The organism is Humibacter soli, assembly GCF_054779035.1.
The window spans coordinates 1,043,831-1,060,083 of sequence record NZ_BAAGYX010000001.1 but is presented as its reverse complement, the minus strand read 5'-3'; the positions used below and the strand labels follow the sequence as shown (position 1 = coordinate 1,060,083).

The following is a 16,253-nucleotide window of genomic DNA, read 5'->3' as shown; positions in this document are numbered from 1 at the left end:
AACGCCGTCGTCTGCGACGGTGACTCCTGCGAGATCCCTTCTGCGGCGCCCCCGGTGGTCGAGTAGCGGGGCGCTACTCCGGATCGGTGATGTCGGCAACGGTGGCGCCGTAGGCGTCGATGAGATCGTCGGCGTCGACGAAGGCGCTGTAGCCGTGCTCGCCGGCGCCCATCGCGATCGTGCGCCCGGCCACTGTGGAGTCGGCGAACACCGGCCAGGCCGTCGTCGACCCGAGGGGGGTGATCGTTCCGCGTTCGTATCCCGTGGCATCCAGCGCGAGCGAGGCATCGGGGAGCGACAGCTTGTTCACACCGACGAGGGCACGCAGCTTCGCCCAGGAGATCTTGCGGCCGCCAGGAACGAGCGCGAACAGGTAGTCACCGTCGTGCCGCTTGACGACGAGCGTCTTCACGATGTCGTGCGGCTGCAGTCCGAGCAGCGCAGCGGCCTCGTGCAGCGACCCGGCCTGAGGACGCTCGACGATGCGCACCTGCAGGCCGCGAGCCTCGGCATCCGCTCGAACCCGCTCGCGTCCCTGCTGCGTCTCAGACGCCATGCGCTCCTCGTTCCTCTCCGGCGACAGCCGACCGTCGGGCGATGATCCGCGCTTTCAGGTGGCATCTGGGAGAATCATGGGTGATGTCTCCCACCGCAACCCTATGCGCTGCACCCATGACCCCTGCGCCCGCGAACCCCCAGCAGCTGGCCATCGGCCCTCTGCGGCTCGACGTGCCGGTCGTGCTGGCGCCGATGGCGGGTATCACCAACACCGCCTTCCGTCGGCTGTGCCGCGAGTTCGGGGCGGGCCTCTACGTGAGCGAGATGATCACGTCGCGCGCTCTCGTCGAACGCACGCCGGAGTCCATGCGACTGATTCGTCACCACGAGAGCGAGACGCCGCGCTCGATTCAGCTCTACGGAGTCGACCCGAAGACGGTGCGCGAGGCGGTGACCATGCTGGTCGCCGAGGACAGGGCCGACCACATCGACCTGAACTTCGGATGCCCTGTGCCGAAGGTCACCCGCAAGGGCGGGGGAGCTGCTCTTCCGTGGAAACTCGACCTGTTCCGCGACATCGTCACGAACGCGGTCGAGGCGGCCGGCCCGCTCCCGCTGACCGTGAAGATGCGCAAGGGCATCGACTCCGACCATCTCACCTACCTCGAGGCCGGGCGCGTCGCCGAGGATGCGGGTGTCGCCTCGATCGCCCTGCACGCGCGCACGGCATCCGAGTTCTACTCCGGCCAGGCGGACTGGTCAGCGATCGCGACGCTCAAGCAGACCGTGACGAGTGTTCCCGTGCTGGGCAACGGCGACATCTGGACGGCGCAGGATGCCGTGCGCATGGTCGACGAGACAGGGTGCGACGGCGTCGTCGTCGGCCGCGGCTGCCTCGGTCGCCCGTGGCTCTTCGGGGACCTCGCCGCCGCCTTCCACGCACGCGCAGGCCTGATCAGCGCCGACCAGGCGGAGGCCGCGATCGCGCACCCGAGCCTCGGTCAGGTGGCCGCAGCGTTCCGCAGGCACGCCGAGCTGCTCGTCGAGTTCTTCGAGAGCGAGGAACGTGGATGCCGCGACATCCGCAAGCACGTCGCGTGGTACTTCAAGGGTTACCCGGTCGGCGGTGAGCTGAGGGCGAAGCTGGCGACGGTCGAGTCCCTGCAGCAGCTGGACGAGCTGCTCGGCACCCTCGACGCCTCGCTGCCGTACCCGGGCGAGGATGCGGAGGGACCGCGAGGTCGCGCGGGAACACCGAAGGTGCCTGCGTTGCCCGACAGGTGGCTTCAGTCGCGTACCATCGCCGCTGAGCAGCATGCGCAACTGGCCGAGGCAGAGGTGAACACGAGTGGCGGCTGACCTGGCGGGCTACACCGAGTTCGACAGGGAGCGCTGGCTGCCCGAGCAGCACTCGACGAGACGAAGCGACTTCGCGCGTGATCGCGCACGACTCCTGCACTCCAGCGCTCTTCGCCGTCTCGCTGCGAAGACGCAGGTTCTCAGTCCGACCGCGGGGCTCGACTTCGCGCGCAACAGGCTGACGCATTCGCTCGAGGTGGCGCAGGTCGGCCGCGAGCTCGCGTCGAGTCTCGGACTCGACCCCGACGTGGTCGACACCGCGTGCCTTGCCCACGACATCGGTCACCCGCCGTTCGGGCACAACGGCGAGCGCGCTCTGTCGGAGTGGGCCGCCGACATCGGCGGCTTCGAGGGCAACGCCCAGACGTTGAGGCTGCTGACCAGGCTCGAGCCGAAGGTGTTCGGAGCGGACGACAGACCGTACGGGCTCAACCTGACGAGGGCGAGCCTCGACGCGAGCTGCAAGTACCCGTGGCCGGCATCGGCTTCCGTCGCAGACCCCAGCGGACGGGCGAAGTTCGGCTTCTACGCCGACGACGAGCCGGCCTTCCACTGGCTTCGCCAGGGTGCCGTGGAGCGCGACCGCTGCATCGAGGCCCAGGTGATGGACCTCTCCGACGACATCGCGTACTCGGTGCACGACTTCGAAGACGCGGTCGTCAACGGCTACATCGACGTCGCAGCACTGAGCAGCCGGGTCGATCACGACAGCCTCGTGAGCTCGATGTACGAGTGGATCGGCGGCGAGATCGGCCACGACGAGCTGATCGCGGCCTTCGACCGTCTCGACAGCCTGGATGTCTGGCTCGATCGCTGGGACGGGTCGCGTCGTGCTCAGGCGAGGCTCAAGAACCTCACGAGCCAGCTCATCGGACGGTTCGCGGTCTCCTCGGCGCGCGCGACCAGGGAGGCTCATCCGGAGACCAGCCTGATCAGATTCGGTGCGGACGTGGTCGTGCCGCGTGAGATCCAGGCGGAGATCGCCGTGCTGAAGGGCATCGTCGCGACGTTCGTGATGTCGCGGAACACGAGGCAGCCCATCTACGCCCGGCAGCGCACGATGCTCTCGGAGCTGGCCGACGTACTGCTGGCGACGGGCGAGGACGAGCTCGACCCCGGCTTCGCGGAGGACTGGCGACTCGCATCAGACGATGCGGAGCGCAAGCGCGTGGTCGTCGATCAGGTGGCGAGCCTCACCGACCAGTCCGCGATCGCCTGGTTCGAGCGACTGGCGAGCGGCCGCCAGCGCTGAGGGCGTCAACAGGGCTGCCTGTCAACAGACCGGGCCCACCCTCCGATGCCGCCGGTGCGCGCTCAGTAGAATCATCGGCATGGCTGGACGGATTCGACAGAGCGATGTCGAGGAGGTCAAGTCCAGAACCAACATCGCCGACATCATCGGCGACTACGTGGCGCTCAAGACCGCGGGCGTCGGTTCGCTGAAGGGCCTCTGCCCGTTCCATGACGAGCGGAGCCCGAGTTTCAACGTGCGCCCTCAGGTCGGGCTCTACCACTGCTTCGGATGCGGCGAGGGCGGCGACGTCTACGCGTTCCTGCAGAAGATGGACCACGTCTCGTTCGCTGAGGCCGTAGAGCGTCTCGCCGCCCGCATCGGCTACACCCTGCACTACGAGGACGGCGGTCCCGCGGCATCCGAGACCGGCAATCGCGCACGCCTGATCGCGGCCAACGCTGCAGCCGAAGAGTTCTTCCGGGAGAAGCTCGGAGCGCCGGACGCGGATGCCGGCCGCCGGTTCCTCGGCGAGCGCGGCTTCGACCCGGCAGCGGCCGAACGCTTCGGCGTGGGGTACGCGCCCAACACGTGGGACTCGCTCGGCGCCCACCTGCGAGGTCGGGGATTCACGGCGGAGGAGCTCGCGGCATCCGGCCTCGTCTCGACCGGCGACCGCGGCAGCGCCTACGACCGCTTCCGTGGGCGGGTGATCTGGCCGATCCGCGACGTCACGGGCCAGACGGTCGGTTTCGGTGCTCGACGCCTCTTCGACGACGACAAGGGCCCGAAGTATCTGAACACCCCCGAGACGCCGATCTACCACAAGGCTCAGGTGCTCTACGGCCTCGATCTCGCCAAGCGTGAGATCTCCCGCTCGCACCGCGTGGTCGTGGTCGAGGGGTACACCGACGTGATGGCCTGCCATCTTGCAGGTATCGGAACGGCTGTGGCGACCTGCGGCACCTCGTTCGGCGTCGACCACATCAAAGTGCTGCGCCGGGTACTGGGCGACGACAGCGGCATCGGCGAGGTGGTGTTCACGTTCGACCCCGACGCCGCCGGCCAGAAGGCGGCGCTCCGCGCGTTCGGCGAGGAGCAGCGGTTCGCGGCGCAGACCTATGTGGCGACCGGTCCGGAGGGGCTCGACCCCTGCGACCTACGGCTCGCTCAGGGCGACGCGGCAGTACAGCGGATGATCGACGCGAAGCGCCCCATGTTCGAGTTCGTCATCAGGCAAGCACTCGGCAAATACGACCTCGAGACCGTGGAGGGACGCGTCGCCGCGCTGCGCGAGTGCGCTCCGATCGTCGCGGGAATCCGGGATCCTGCGCTCCGCCCCGGGTACACGCGGCAGCTCGCGCGGATGCTCGGGTCCGAGTTGTCCGAGGTGCAGAGCGCCGTGCAGCAGGCGGCGAGGCAGGCTCAGAGTGGGCAGGCGCAGAACGGTCGTGGCGGTCATCCTGTAGCGCAAGACGACCGTCGGCCCGCTGAGAACCGCGGTCCGGGTGAAGGCGACGGTGCCCCGAGGGTCGAGCCGGCGGCATCCCTGGCGAGCATCGGCTCAGACCCGGCGACCAGGCTGGAGCGCGACGCCCTGATGGCCGTGCTGCAGTACCCGCAGCACGTGCCGGCCGAGCGTGCGGGCGCGCTGTCGCAGGCATCCTTCTCCAATGCCTCGCTCGCCGTCGTGCGTGATGCCGTCGCGGCGAACCTCGACAGGTACGGCGAAGCCGGATGGGCCGAGCGCATCGCGAACGACGTGCCGCCTCCCTTCGCCGATCTGGTCCGGCAGCTGAGCGTCGCACCGATTCCGGCTCGGGACGAGGCCGGAGCGATGGCCTTCGCGGCGTCCGTTGTCGCGTCGTTGCTCGACCGCGAGCTCCTGCGACGCAAGGCCGCCGCCCTCGGCAGGCTGCAGCGTGCCGATCCCTCCGACCGCGATGGATACTCGGCCATTCAGCGCGAACTGCTTGAGATCGATCAGCAGCGCGCCCGCCTCCGGGGTGAGTGAGGGCAGCATAGGCTGTCCGTCATGCACGTCGGAGTCACAGCATGACAGCACAGAAGTTCCAAGACCCGATCGTGCTCAGCGACCTCTCCGCGGAATATCCACCGCACGGTGCATCCGCCGGCTGTGTCGCTCTGCGCGGCATCAGCCTTCGGGTGAAACCGGGGGAGGTGCTCGGCATCCTTGGCGAGAGCGGGTCGGGCAAGAGCACGCTCGCGCGGATCATCTCGGCGAACTCGGCGAGCGACTCCGGTGCAGCACCCCGCATCACCGGCGGGGACGCCACCGTGATGGGCTACTCGATCAGACGGCTCAAGGGGCGTGAGCGCGACCGCCTCACCTTCCACGTCGGATACCTGAGGCAGGATGCCGGCGCCCGCCTCGATCGAACGGCCACTGTCGCCGAGCTGGTCGCCCGGCCGATCTTCGATCGGGACAAGCATTTCAGCCGTCGCGAGGCGGGCGTGCGCACCGCGTCCATGCTCGATGCCGTACACCTTCCGCTCGGCGTGCTCGACAAGTACCCGTACGAGCTCAGCGGCGGCCAGCGGCAGCGGGTAGCCATCGCTCAGGCGCTCGTGCTCGACCCGGCGTTGCTCGTGGCCGACGAGCCGACCGCGGGCATCGACGTCACCGTGCGCGACTCCGTCGTCGACCTGCTGGCGCAGCTGCACGGCCTCAACGATTTCGCCGCCGTGATCGTCAGCCACGACGCCCGGGTGCTGCGCAACGCGACGGCGACTGTCGCCGTTCTGCAGTCCGGATCGCTCGTCGGGTACGGCACGATGCAGGACGTCTTCAGCGATCCGACCCACCCTTACGTCGCACGCCTCGCGGCCGCTCTTCGGCTCAGCGAGTGACCCCGCGACGACCCACCACGCCGAGGTCGGGCTCGATTTGTCCCTAGGCCGCGCTTTGGTAAAGTAGATGAGCCCACTGGGGATGATCCTCGTTAGCTCAATTGGCAGAGCAGCCGGCTGTTAACCGGCAGGTTGGTGGTTCGAGTCCACCACGGGGAGCGTCGAAGCCCTCGCCTTCATGGCGAGGGCTTCTTTCGTCGCTGCGCGAACCGCATCCGCCGGTAGCGTTGGCGCATGACCGAACGCTCCGACCTGCTGATCACCGCTGACGAGCTGGCGGCATCCCTCGCCGCATTCGCCGCCGGAGGTCACCCGATTCGGGTGCTGGATGTGCGGTGGCGACTGGATCGGCCAGACGGCCGTCCCGATTACGAGGCCGGACACATTCCGACGGCGGTATATGTCGACCTCGATCGACAGCTGGCCGAGATCGGTGATCCGAAGGAAGGCAGGCACCCGCTTCCTTCGATCGAGCAGTTCCAGGCGGATGCCCGTTCCTGGGGCATCGACGACGGAGACCTCGTCGTGGTGTACGACGACACGTCCGACCTCGCCGCCGCTCGGGCATGGTGGCTCCTGCGCTACGCCGGGGTCGACGCGGTGCGCATGCTCGACGGTGGACTGGGTGCGTGGCGCCAGGCGGGACATGCGCTCGAGAAGGGATCGGTGCAGCCGGCGGCTGGCTCGGTCATCCTCGACTACGGCCACCTCGGCGTCGTCTCGATGGCGGAGGTCGCGGGCTTTCCTCGCAGCGGTGTGCTCCTGGACGCCAGAGCCGCGGAGCGATACCGGGGCGACGTCGAGCCCGTCGACCCGAGGGCCGGACACATCCCCGGCGCCCTCAGCTCGCCGACCACGGACAATGTCGATGCTGAGGGGCGGTTCCTCGACGCAGACGCCCTGCGAGAGCGTTTCGCAGCGTTGGGCGTGACGGACGATGCGCCCGTCGCCACCTATTGCGGCTCCGGCGTCAACGCCGCCCACAACGCCGCAGCCCTCATGATCGCGGGATTCGACCCCGCACTCTACCCGGGCTCGTGGAGCCAGTGGTCGCAGCATCCCGATGCCCCGGTCGCCACCGGCCAGGAGCCGGGCCACGTACTCCCACCGGAGTAGTCGCAGCCGACCGGTGGCCGATGGGCGCGCCTCGCGCGCTGATTAGCATGAGGGGATGCCGCCGTACCCGCCATGGACGCGCACCGGCCCGGCGCACTGGTCGGGCCCGGTGTCGCCCGAGCGCGCCGCGCGACGGTCCCTGCGCGCCAGGTGGTTCGCCGCCGCCCTGAGCGCGCTTGTGCAGCTGCCTGGGTTGGCGTTCGCTCTTGCGGGAGCGGCCCATCTGCACCATGCCTCATTCGGGACCGGCTACTTCACCGGTCACAGTGCGTTCGACTCCGGGCTGCCCAGCGGGGATCTGTTCTCGGTTCTGGCCGCTCTGTCGGGAATCGTCGCCGCCGGGCTACTCCTGCTGCCGTGGGCGGGTCCTCGCGTTGTCGCCGTCGGAGTGCTCGCCCTGCCGTCCATCGCGTTCGCTCCTGGGCCTCCGCTCGCGGCGCTGGCCGTCGCGTTCGCCGTCGCCAACGCCGTGCTCCGACGCGCGAGCATCTGGGCGTGGGCGACGCTGATCGGCATGGGCGTCGTCGGTGTCGTCGCGATCGTGATCGACGGTGGAGGTTCGGGCGGCATCAGGGTGCTGATCGCGACGATCATCCTGTGCCTGATCGCAGGGGTCGCGACCGGCGCAGGGGCGAGACGGGAGCGATTCCGTGCGGCGGCGCGCGAGGAGACCAGCCGCAGGCGCTCGGCGGCCGAGGAGGAGCGACTCCGCATCGCCCGCGAGCTGCACGACGTGCTCGCACACTCGCTCTCGCAGATCAGCGTGCAGGCGGGTGTCGGGCTCCACCTGTTCGACGAGGAGCCGCAGCGGGCGAAGGAAAGCCTCAGATCGATCCGGGAGACGAGCACGACAGCACTCGACGAGGTGCGCTCGGTGCTCGGCATCCTTCGGGAGCCCGACGCTCCTGCCGCGCCACGAGCCCCCGGGCCCACTCTGGATGCCCTCCCCGCTCTCATCGCGAGCGTGCGCGCCGCGGGACTCTCGGTCACGGCGAGCGGAATCGACCAGCCTCGCGACGTCGAGGTCCCGCTCGCCGTGCAGTCCGCGGCGTACCGCATCGTGCAGGAGTCCCTGACGAACGTGCAGAGGCACGGAGGAGTCACTTCGGCCACCGTTCGCCTCGACATCACCTCTATTGCCGTCGACATCGTCGTCGAGAACGGGCCGGGCGAGCATCCTGCCACGTCGTCCGCCGGTGAACGCACGTCAGAGGGCGGTGGGCGCGGCGTGCTCGGCATGCAGGAGCGCGCGGCCGCGCTGGGCGGCTCCGTCGAGGCTCACCCGCTCGCGGACGGAGGGTTCATGGTGACGGCTCGACTTCCCCTGCACCCTGCCCGGAGCTCTGGAGGGCGACGATGACGATCCGTGTGGTGCTGGCCGACGACCAGCAGCTGGTGCGCGCTGGCTTCCGAGCACTGCTCGATCACGAGCCCGACATCGAGGTGGTCGGCGAGGCGTCCACCGGCCGCGAGGCGGTCGCCCTTGTGCGACGTGAACGGCCGGATGTCGTGCTGATGGACATCCGCATGCCAGACGGCGACGGTCTGTGGGCCACGGCGCAGCTCGTGGGCGACAGCGCGCTGAATGCCGTGCACGTCGTCATCGTGACCACCTTCGAGCTCGACGAATACGTCGCAGAGGCGATCAGGGCCGGTGCGAGCGGATTCCTGGTGAAGGACACCGACCCCGTCGAACTGATCCGCTCGGTTCGGGTCGCGGCAGGCGGCGAGGCGCTGCTGTCTCCAGGGGTCACGAAGCGGCTTCTTGCACGACTGGCCGCCGCTCCGAGACCCGAGGTCACGGCCTCAGTGCTCGAACCCCTGACGGAACGCGAGCGTGAGGTGCTCGCGCTGGTCGCGGAGGGACTGAGCAATACGGAGATCGGTGCACGGCTCTTCATGAGCCCGCTCACGGCGAAGACGCATGTGTCGCGCATCCTCTCGAAGTTGGATGCCCGTGACCGCGTACACCTCGTGGTGCTCGCCTACGAGTCGGGCCTCGTCACCCCCGGTGGGTTCTAAACCCGTTCGGATCGCCGCCACCTCCGCCATCCCTCGCCGCAACTGCTCCCAACGGAGTATGTGGATGCCTCCGGCCGGCAGACGCGTGTGAAGCCGCTCACGAGGAGTCTGGAATCGGCTCGAACGAGCCCTTCACAGAAAGGTTCCTCTCATGATCAGCGCATTGGCCTCATCGGCGATCGGCTCAGCCGGCGTCGTGGCCGTAGCAACGCACTGGGTCGGGCCATGGGCAGGCGGGTTCTTCCCGTTCTTCTTCATCATCCCGATCTTCTGGATTCTGGTGATCGGTCTGATCATCTTCCTCGTCACCCGACGCCGCCGCGCCTACTGGCACGCGCACGGACCCTACGGAGCCGGCGCGCCCTACGGACCGTGGTCGCCGAGCAGCAACGCGGAGTCGACCCTCGCCGAGCGCTTCGCGCAGGGCGACATCGACGAGGTGGAGTACCGCAAGCGCCTCGAGGTGCTCAGGGCGAACCGCCAGGGGCCGACGCCCCGCTGACGCGTCACGCCCCGCTGGTCGAGTAGCGCGCCGGAGGCACGCGTATCGAGACCTGTCTGGTCCCGCACGAAGGTCTTGATAGGCAAGGTCTCGATACGCGTCGACCTCTGGTCGGCGCTACTCGACCACCTCGAGGGGGTCATCCCTCGAGGTGGTCGACGCCGGGCAACCAGCTCTGCCCTGGCACGCCCCAGCCCTGCTTGCGTTCCACCTTGGCCGCCGTGCGGGCGTAGCCGTCGGTGAGCCGGTCGACGTAGAGGAGTCCGTCGAGGTGGTCGTACTCGTGCTGGAAGATGCGGGCGAGCCAGCCTTCCGCACGCACCTCGAACGGTGCGCCGTCGAGGTCGACCGCTTGAAGCAGAGCCGACGCTGCTCGGCGCAGCGGGAACCGCTCGCCGGGAAAGGACAGGCATCCCTCGGACTCGGTCTCGGGGTCGGCGTCGCCAGCCGGCGGGGGAGAGATCCACAGGGTCGGGTTGATCGCGACGCCACGGTGGCGCACGTCGGAATCGTCGGTCCAGTCGTAGACGAAGAGCCGCTTCGCCACCCCGACCTGAGGGCCCGCGAGCCCGACGCCGGGAGCGGCTGCCATCGTGTCGTACATGTCGCCGACGAGCTCGGCGAGGTCGGCGTCGAAGTCGGTGACCGCAGCGGCGGGGGAGTGCAGCACGGGATCGCCGCAGATGCGGATGGGAAGAACGGCCATTCGTCAAGGGTATCGGCGGGCAATGCCGTTAGGGTCGATGAGTGATCTCGGAACTGGCCGCGTCGACCAATGATCTGACGGCACTTCAGCCGCGCCAGTTCATCGGCATCCCGATCGCCCTCGTCGGCGCGGTGTTCCTTTCGCTTGGCGCGCAGTTCCAGCACCGAGGCGTCACGAAGGTGGAGCGAAACACCGCGCACGATGGCCGCGGCGGCCTGCAGGTGAAGCAGCTGACCTTGCTGCTGGCACGACCTTCGTGGGTCTTCGGAACGCTCATGCTGGGGCTCGCCGTCGTGCTGCAGCTGATCAGCCTGGCCTTCTCACCACTCATCGTGGTGCAGCCCCTTGGCGCCATCTCGCTCGTGATCACCGCGATCATCAACGCGCGCGTCAGCCACACCCGGTTGAACAAGCGCTCGATCGTCGCCATCTGCCTGTGTGTGGGCGGCGTCGGCGCGTTCGTGCTCGTCGCGGCGTTCGCGGCAGTCGAGACGCCGGTGACGGACCAGCAGCTCGTGCAGATCCTCATCGTGCTCGGCTGTGTCGTCGTGGTCTTCGGAACAGCCTTCTGGCTCCTGCGCAAGCGCCTTCTCGCGCTGGGTTACGTCGTCGGCGCCGGCGTGCTCTACGGGTTCGTTGCGACACTGGCGAAAGCGATCATCTCGCGCATCGAGCAGCAGCAGTTCACCTGGCTGACGTGGGTGTGCGCGATCGCTCTGCTCGCCGCTGTCGCGCTCGGTGCGTACTTCGTGCAGAACGCGTACGCCTCCGGTCCACCGGACCTGGTGGTGGCGGGCCTCACGGTGATCGACCCGGTGGTCGCGGTGACGATCGGCATCGTCATCCTGAACGAGGCGGCAGGGGCCGCTGCCTGGCAGATGGTTGCGTTCGTGGTGACCGGGGTGATCGCCATCATCGGCGTGTTCATACTGGCGCGCGTGCATCCGGGTATGAGGTCGTATAACGACGTGGCCGAAACCAAAACAGCAGGTGACCAAGGCCCTGCTTAGACTAAGGCGTTGTGTTTCGGCCGGGGACGGTTCTCCGGCGAGAAGATCGTGCCGACGCCACTTCGGCGGCACGGAGAAGAGGATGGCTCCTTGACGGACTCGAGCGATGCGGCGACACCCCCCACACCGCCGACGGCGCAATCGAAGCCTCTGAAGGTTCTGATCGGTGCCGACACGTTCGCTCCCGATGTGAACGGTGCTGCACGGTTCGCGGAGCGGCTCGCCGCCGGCCTTGTCGGCCGTGGTCACGAGGTGCACGTGATGGCGCCGTCCGCCTCCCGCAGGTATGGCACCTGGGTCGAGGAGCACGAGGGTCAGCGTCTCATCATGCACCGCCTGCACAGCTGGCGCTGGTACCCGCACGACTGGCTGCGGTTCGCGCTACCGTGGCGTATCAAGCAGAACAGCGCCCGCGTGCTCGACGACGTGAAGCCGGATGTCGTGCACTTCCAGTCCCACATCGTCGTGGGGCGTGGACTGTCGATCGAGGCGGAGAAGCGTGGCATCCGCGTGATCGGCACGAACCACTTCATGCCGGAGAACATGCTCGAGTTCACGCTGATCCCGAAGTGGTTGCAGACGTGGTCGATCGGGCTCGCCTGGAAGGCCGCGCGACGCACGTTCGGTCGCGCCTCTGCCGTCACGACACCCACGCACAAGGCGGCGCAGTTCCTGGAGCAGCACACCGGACTGCGCGACGTATACGCCATTTCGTGCGGGATCGACGCCGACCGGTACACCCCCAACTTCGAGCCGCGCACGGAGAACCGCGTGGTCTTCGTCGGAAGGGTCACGGGCGAGAAGCAGATCGACGTGCTGGTCAAGGCTATGGCGCTCCTGCCGGAGGACCTCGACGCGAAGCTCGAAGTGGTCGGTGGCGGAGACCAACTGAAGAACCTCGAACACCTCGCGGAGCAGCTCGGGATCGCCGATCGGGTGACCTTCACCGGCTATGTGAGCGACGAGGAGCTCCGGCAGGCCTACACCAGGGCCACGGTTCTGGCCATGCCCTCGATCGCGGAGCTGCAGTCCATCGTGACGATGGAGGCCATGGCGTCCGCGCTCCCGGTCGTGGCGGCGAATGCGATGGCGTTGCCGCACCTCGTGCACGACGGCGAGAACGGCTTCCTCTTTACTCCGGGCGACTCGCAGGAGCTTGCCGACCGGCTCGAGACTGTGTTCCGGATGCCCCAGGACGAGCTGAACGCGATGAAGAAGGCCTCGCTCCGACTGATCGCAGCGCACGACATCCAGCGCACGCTCTCCACCTTCGAGTGCCTGTATCGTGGTGAAGCGGTGCCGGACCTGATCGTGTCGGATGCCGCACCAGCCGCGGCCGACTAGCCCGGCGATGGGGCGGTAGCTCAGCTGGTTAGAGCAGGGGACTCATAATCCCTGGGTCGCGGGTTCAAGTCCCGCCCGCCCTACTCTCCTTGTAAACACTGGGAACGGCAGCCATTGGATGGCTGCCGTTCTTGCGTTTCAAGATGGTTTTGCCCACATTTTGCCCACACTTGATTCGCCTACTTCGTTGAGCCGGTCGGCGACGGCGTCGAGATCGTCGTCGAAGAGGTCGCTATAGGTGTCCAGGGTCATCGCTGCGGATGCGTGGCCGAGCATCCTCTGCACAGCCTTCACATTCGCCCCGGCGCTGACCGCGAGAGACGCAGCAGTGTGCCGCAGGTCGTGGATTGTCATGGGCGGCAGTCCGGCTTGTTCGAGCGCGGCGTCCCACCATGAGTTGGCGACCATGGTCGGGGTGCGCTGGTAGCCGCCTCGTCCGTCGTCGAACACGATGTCGTCGCGAGTCTTCCCTTCGCACGCGGCCGCGATCGGGACGGTGAGGAACTTGGGGTAGGGGACGCTGCGTCGTTCGTGCGTTTTCGGCGTGCCGACCAGAATGGCTCCGTTGACGTAGACAGCGTTCTCGACGACCATCAGCCGCCGCCGGAGGGTGTCGATGTCCTTGACCCGCAGTGCGGATGCTTCACCCCACCTCAACCCGGTGTAGGCGAGCAGCGCGATCATCGGGCCATGGTCCCCGCAGACGGCCACCAATTGAGCGACCTGCTCGTTGCTCAGGTAGGTGTGCGGGCGGGAGATGCGGCGGGGGAGTTTCACTCCGCGGGCCGGGTTGGAGGGGATCAGGTGGTCTTTGACCGCAGCGTCCAGGATGCCGGCGAGGATGTCGTGCGCGCGGCGCACGATCGTCGGTGACTTCGGCTTCCTCCCTTCACCGCCGGCGCCGAGCTTGGTGATCCACGCCTGGACTTCGCTGTGTCGGATGGTGCCGATCATCGTGGCGCCCCAGTACGGTTCCACGTGCAGCCGCCACGCGGACTCGTAGACGTACGCCGTCGACGGCTTCACATGCGACCGAGACGCCAACCAGGCTGTGCCCAGCACACCGACGGTGGCGCGTGCAGCAGACGGGTCGACGTATTCACCGGTCGCCTTCTTCATCTCCACCGACGCTAAGAACAGCTCCGCATCCCGCTTCGTCCTAAACCCGCGCTTGTCGGTCTGCGAGTGATCAGGCTTCCGGTACCTCACCCGATACCGTCTTCCGGCACCCGTCTCGTAGCTAGTGATACTGCCCATGTCTGAGCCCTCCCGGATGCCCGCCACCGCGCGTCCCTACCAGTACTTCACGATCTGCTGACTTTCGGCGTCGATCCTCGGCGCGCATGTGTGCCGGGTTGGGGAGAGCGGACCGATACCTGCGAACGCTACCCGGCCGCACGGGTGCACTTGCTGCCACGCTCCGGCCGAGGCCACGCAGTGGAAGAACCTGTGGCGCCGCGGGCGCGGCCCTGCCGATCGTCGTGTCGAACGCCGAAGGCGTGGCGCTTTTCCGGGTCTTCTTGCCGCTCCGGCGGTCGATCATAGCCAGGCTCCGTCGGCTGCGATCCCTCCACTCACTCTTTGCAGACTCCGGCCGCGTTGCGTCCTCCGCTTAGCAACCGCTCCCTCCACTCACTCCGCCAACTCCGCCCGGCTCTCGATCTCTCTCGCCGGAACGGCCAGAAGAACGCATCTGGCCACACCACATCAACAAAGGAGAGGGACCAATGAAAGCCGAACTCGTCAACCTGGTCACCCCAGGCAGCACAGAAACAGTCGTCTTGCTCGCCACCGACCTCAACGAACTCACACCCACCGAACGCATACAAACCCTCGAACTCACCATCTGGCTCATCGACGAAGGCTGGACGGTCACGACCACCACCGACTCACCACTCGCACCCGTCGTCCGGAAAGGCGCAGAAGCCATGCACGGCACCTACCGTCCGATAGACGGCTCGCGTGCCTCCCACGTTGAGTCGTCACGGTGCAAACTGCCGCCCATATTCGGGGGACGGTCGATCGCCCACTGACACAGGTCAGGTCCTCTACTGGACAACCGCCGGTGAATAGGACCCCCATCGCATGTGCCTACGCGGCACGGTCGGCGAAGCCCATCGTCGATCATGGGCCTGAAACCGGGGCCGAGGGATCGGTGATCGATGACGCCGCAGGCGAGCCAATCACCTATGTCGTCGTCAGCGGGGACAACATCTCCAGCATCGCGGAACGCCTCGGCATCACCGTCGACGAGCTCACCACCACCTCTGAGGCGTATGGTGCGCTTCTGCCCGGCAAGAAACTCGCCCTCAAGCCGTGGTGAACACTCGAATGCGAACGCGTGCGCGTCACTTCGAGCTGGCAGACGGATCCGCTGTCGGACACCGAAGACGCGGCAGGATGAACAGATGATTCGCGTTGTCCTCTTCGACCTCGACGGCGTGGTGCGCCACTTCGATCCGAGCTACGTTGCCCGAATCGAGAACAAGCACGGTATCCCGGCCGGCGTAATCGAGCATTTCGCGTTCAGCAGCCCACTGATTGAAGAAGCCACTACAGGTCGGATCACTCGTCGACAGTGGATCCAGCGCATCGCGGAGCACCTCGGCAACGCGGAGGCGGCAGAGGAATGGGGGCGTCAGCCGTTTGCGGCCGATCCGATACTTCTCGACCTCGCAGACGAGCTCCGTGCACACGGGCTCACGACCGCGATCCTCACCAACGGAACAGACACCATCCCGAGCGAAGTGGAGCAGCTCGGTCTGAGCGCGCACTTCACCACGTGTTCAACTCGGCCATTATCGGATTCGCCAAGCCCGATCGTCGCGCATTCGAGCATGTCATCGACATGCTCGGAGTTCCGGCGGGGACCGTGTTTTTCACGGACGACTCGATCGGCAAGCTCGGCGGAGCGGCTGAGCTCGGGATGACCACACATCACTACCGAGGCGTCGCCGGGCTCCGAGACGCCCTACACGAAAGCAACGTACTCAAGAGCGCGTAAGGGGATCCCTATGCGTACACGTAGCCGAAGGGCCAAGTGAGTGCGTAGTGCAGGTAGAGAAGGGTAGGGATGGATAGGAGCACCAGGGCGACAACGACCCAGAACACAACCCAGCGCAGTACGTCGCGCGAGGGACGATCCACGCCTCTGCTCATAGGCGTGACATTACTCGCCAGAGGCAGCACGATCACGGATCCCTATTCGACTAGGGCTTGAACTGTATTCCAGAGCGTTCCTTGCCCGCCGTTTTGCAGGAACCGGCCCCCTTCGCGTGTGTAGTCGTAGGGGTGGCCGAGCCACTGTGGGCGTTGGTGGCGAATCCGTGCGATCAACGTCTCAGGTGCAGCGTCATCTGGTTGAGGCACCTAGTGGACGGACCAACGCCAGACCGAGAGCACGCCCTTCGGCGCGTCCGTCAGTTCGATCCGGTAGCGCCGGCCTCCAGGCTCCTCCGCGTAGAACTGATCGATCGAGTCGAGGTCAAAGTCTTCGCCCACTTCTTCACCGTCGACCTCGATGCGGGCAAGGTATCCCTTCATGGGATGAAGGTACTGCGCGATCAGCACGCAGCGGGATTCGCGTGCGCGCGA

18 protein-coding genes and 2 tRNA genes are annotated in these 16,253 nt (G+C 67.2%); 14 read left to right on the top strand and 6 right to left on the bottom strand.

Going from position 1 to position 16,253, the window contains the following annotated elements; all coding sequences use genetic code 11:
- Positions 1–73 precede the first annotated feature (73 nt).
- Entirely contained in the window at positions 74–556 is a 483-nt protein-coding gene (locus tag ACYVDN_RS04945) for an aminoacyl-tRNA deacylase (RefSeq protein ID WP_460569022.1), read from the bottom strand.
- Positions 557–639: 83 nt separating this feature from the next.
- Between ACYVDN_RS04945 and dusB the strand changes: the two genes are divergently transcribed.
- From dusB to ACYVDN_RS04900, 9 genes are all read left to right on the top strand, one after another.
- Positions 640–1,857 (top strand): tRNA dihydrouridine synthase DusB, encoded by a 1,218-nt coding sequence (gene dusB / locus ACYVDN_RS04940; RefSeq protein ID WP_460569020.1) that lies wholly within the window; start codon positions 640–642, stop codon positions 1,855–1,857.
- Positions 1,847–3,109, top strand: coding sequence for a deoxyguanosinetriphosphate triphosphohydrolase family protein (locus ACYVDN_RS04935; protein WP_460569018.1), 1,263 nt, complete (start codon positions 1,847–1,849; stop codon positions 3,107–3,109). The genes dusB and ACYVDN_RS04935 overlap by 11 nt, the downstream gene beginning before the upstream one ends.
- A gap of 79 nt (positions 3,110–3,188) precedes the next feature.
- A complete protein-coding gene (gene dnaG / locus ACYVDN_RS04930) occupies positions 3,189–5,102 on the top strand; it encodes a DNA primase (RefSeq protein ID WP_460569016.1) in 1,914 nt (637 codons plus the stop codon).
- 41 nt (positions 5,103–5,143) lie between these two features.
- Complete coding sequence (locus tag ACYVDN_RS04925; protein ID WP_460569014.1) at positions 5,144–5,959, top strand: ABC transporter ATP-binding protein; 816 nt, start codon at positions 5,144–5,146, stop codon at positions 5,957–5,959.
- A gap of 86 nt (positions 5,960–6,045) precedes the next feature.
- A tRNA-Asn gene (locus ACYVDN_RS04920) sits at positions 6,046–6,118 on the top strand.
- 75 nt (positions 6,119–6,193) lie between these two features.
- Positions 6,194–7,075: a sulfurtransferase gene (locus tag ACYVDN_RS04915; protein WP_460569012.1), complete on the top strand. Its 882-nt coding sequence runs from the start codon at positions 6,194–6,196 to the stop codon at positions 7,073–7,075.
- Positions 7,076–7,130: 55 nt separating this feature from the next.
- Complete coding sequence (locus ACYVDN_RS04910) at positions 7,131–8,435, top strand: sensor histidine kinase (protein ID WP_460569010.1); 1,305 nt, start codon at positions 7,131–7,133, stop codon at positions 8,433–8,435.
- Positions 8,432–9,097: a transcriptional regulator gene (locus ACYVDN_RS04905; protein WP_460569008.1), complete on the top strand. Its 666-nt coding sequence runs from the start codon at positions 8,432–8,434 to the stop codon at positions 9,095–9,097. The genes ACYVDN_RS04910 and ACYVDN_RS04905 overlap by 4 nt, the downstream gene beginning before the upstream one ends.
- A 151-nt stretch (positions 9,098–9,248) precedes the next feature.
- Positions 9,249–9,599, top strand: coding sequence for an SHOCT domain-containing protein (locus ACYVDN_RS04900; RefSeq protein WP_460569006.1), 351 nt, complete (start codon positions 9,249–9,251; stop codon positions 9,597–9,599).
- A 139-nt stretch (positions 9,600–9,738) separates the two neighbouring features.
- Here the strand turns inward: ACYVDN_RS04900 and def are convergent, their stop codons facing one another.
- Positions 9,739–10,305, bottom strand: coding sequence for a peptide deformylase (def, locus tag ACYVDN_RS04895; protein WP_460569004.1), 567 nt, complete (start codon positions 10,303–10,305; stop codon positions 9,739–9,741).
- A 41-nt stretch (positions 10,306–10,346) separates the two neighbouring features.
- Between def and ACYVDN_RS04890 the strand changes: the two genes are divergently transcribed.
- The 3 genes from ACYVDN_RS04890 (at position 10,347) to ACYVDN_RS04880 (ending at position 12,742) form a co-directional block, all read left to right on the top strand.
- On the top strand, positions 10,347–11,315 hold the full coding sequence (locus tag ACYVDN_RS04890) for a DMT family protein (RefSeq protein WP_460569002.1): 969 nt from the start codon (positions 10,347–10,349) through the stop codon (positions 11,313–11,315).
- Between the two features lie 90 nt (positions 11,316–11,405).
- A complete protein-coding gene (locus tag ACYVDN_RS04885) occupies positions 11,406–12,659 on the top strand; it encodes a glycosyltransferase family protein (protein WP_460569000.1) in 1,254 nt (417 codons plus the stop codon).
- A 9-nt stretch (positions 12,660–12,668) separates the two neighbouring features.
- A tRNA-Ile gene (locus ACYVDN_RS04880) sits at positions 12,669–12,742 on the top strand.
- Positions 12,743–12,797: 55 nt separating this feature from the next.
- Here the strand turns inward: ACYVDN_RS04880 and ACYVDN_RS04875 are convergent.
- The gene (locus ACYVDN_RS04875; RefSeq protein ID WP_460568998.1) at positions 12,798–13,916 is read right to left on the bottom strand and encodes a tyrosine-type recombinase/integrase; all 1,119 of its coding nucleotides are present in this window, start codon (positions 13,914–13,916) and stop codon (positions 12,798–12,800) included.
- Between the two features lie 470 nt (positions 13,917–14,386).
- Here ACYVDN_RS04875 and ACYVDN_RS04870 point away from each other — a divergent pair, with 470 nt between their 5' ends.
- Both ACYVDN_RS04870 and ACYVDN_RS04865 read left to right on the top strand, forming a co-directional pair.
- Positions 14,387–14,692 carry a hypothetical protein gene (locus ACYVDN_RS04870; RefSeq protein ID WP_460568996.1) on the top strand — a complete coding sequence of 102 codons (306 nt, stop codon included), beginning with the start codon at positions 14,387–14,389 and terminating at the stop codon, positions 14,690–14,692.
- 122 nt (positions 14,693–14,814) lie between these two features.
- Positions 14,815–14,982: a LysM peptidoglycan-binding domain-containing protein gene (locus ACYVDN_RS04865; protein ID WP_460568994.1), complete on the top strand. Its 168-nt coding sequence runs from the start codon at positions 14,815–14,817 to the stop codon at positions 14,980–14,982.
- Between the two features lie 25 nt (positions 14,983–15,007).
- Here the strand turns inward: ACYVDN_RS04865 and ACYVDN_RS04860 are convergent, their stop codons facing one another.
- The 3 genes from ACYVDN_RS04860 to ACYVDN_RS04850 all read right to left on the bottom strand — a co-directional run bounded on the left by ACYVDN_RS04860 (position 15,008) and on the right by ACYVDN_RS04850 (position 16,229).
- Positions 15,008–15,433 (bottom strand): hypothetical protein, encoded by a 426-nt coding sequence (locus tag ACYVDN_RS04860; protein ID WP_460568992.1) that lies wholly within the window; start codon positions 15,431–15,433, stop codon positions 15,008–15,010.
- Between the two features lie 238 nt (positions 15,434–15,671).
- A complete protein-coding gene (locus tag ACYVDN_RS04855) occupies positions 15,672–15,818 on the bottom strand; it encodes a hypothetical protein (protein WP_460568990.1) in 147 nt (48 codons plus the stop codon).
- A gap of 210 nt (positions 15,819–16,028) precedes the next feature.
- A complete protein-coding gene (locus tag ACYVDN_RS04850; RefSeq protein WP_460568988.1) occupies positions 16,029–16,229 on the bottom strand; it encodes a hypothetical protein in 201 nt (66 codons plus the stop codon).
- Between the last annotated feature and the right edge of the window lie 24 nt (positions 16,230–16,253).

Bases quoted from the DNA above. Each gene is read 5' to 3' on its own strand.
- dnaG (WP_460569016.1), top strand. From the start codon at position 3,189: ATGGCTGGACGGATTCGACAGAGCGATGTCGAGGAGGTCAAGTCCAGA.
- ACYVDN_RS04900 (WP_460569006.1), top strand. From the start codon at position 9,249: ATGATCAGCGCATTGGCCTCATCGGCGATCGGCTCAGCCGGCGTCGTG.
- ACYVDN_RS04925 (WP_460569014.1), top strand. From the start codon at position 5,144: ATGACAGCACAGAAGTTCCAAGACCCGATCGTGCTCAGCGACCTCTCC.
- ACYVDN_RS04870 (WP_460568996.1), top strand. From the start codon at position 14,387: ATGAAAGCCGAACTCGTCAACCTGGTCACCCCAGGCAGCACAGAAACA.
- dusB (WP_460569020.1), top strand. From the start codon at position 640: ATGTCTCCCACCGCAACCCTATGCGCTGCACCCATGACCCCTGCGCCC.
- ACYVDN_RS04875 (WP_460568998.1), bottom strand. From the start codon at position 13,916: ATGGGCAGTATCACTAGCTACGAGACGGGTGCCGGAAGACGGTATCGG.
- ACYVDN_RS04910 (WP_460569010.1), top strand. From the start codon at position 7,131: ATGCCGCCGTACCCGCCATGGACGCGCACCGGCCCGGCGCACTGGTCG.
- def (WP_460569004.1), bottom strand. From the start codon at position 10,305: ATGGCCGTTCTTCCCATCCGCATCTGCGGCGATCCCGTGCTGCACTCC.
- ACYVDN_RS04905 (WP_460569008.1), top strand. From the start codon at position 8,432: ATGACGATCCGTGTGGTGCTGGCCGACGACCAGCAGCTGGTGCGCGCT.
- ACYVDN_RS04915 (WP_460569012.1), top strand. From the start codon at position 6,194: ATGACCGAACGCTCCGACCTGCTGATCACCGCTGACGAGCTGGCGGCA.
- ACYVDN_RS04945 (WP_460569022.1), bottom strand. From the start codon at position 556: ATGGCGTCTGAGACGCAGCAGGGACGCGAGCGGGTTCGAGCGGATGCC.
- ACYVDN_RS04855 (WP_460568990.1), bottom strand. From the start codon at position 15,818: ATGAGCAGAGGCGTGGATCGTCCCTCGCGCGACGTACTGCGCTGGGTT.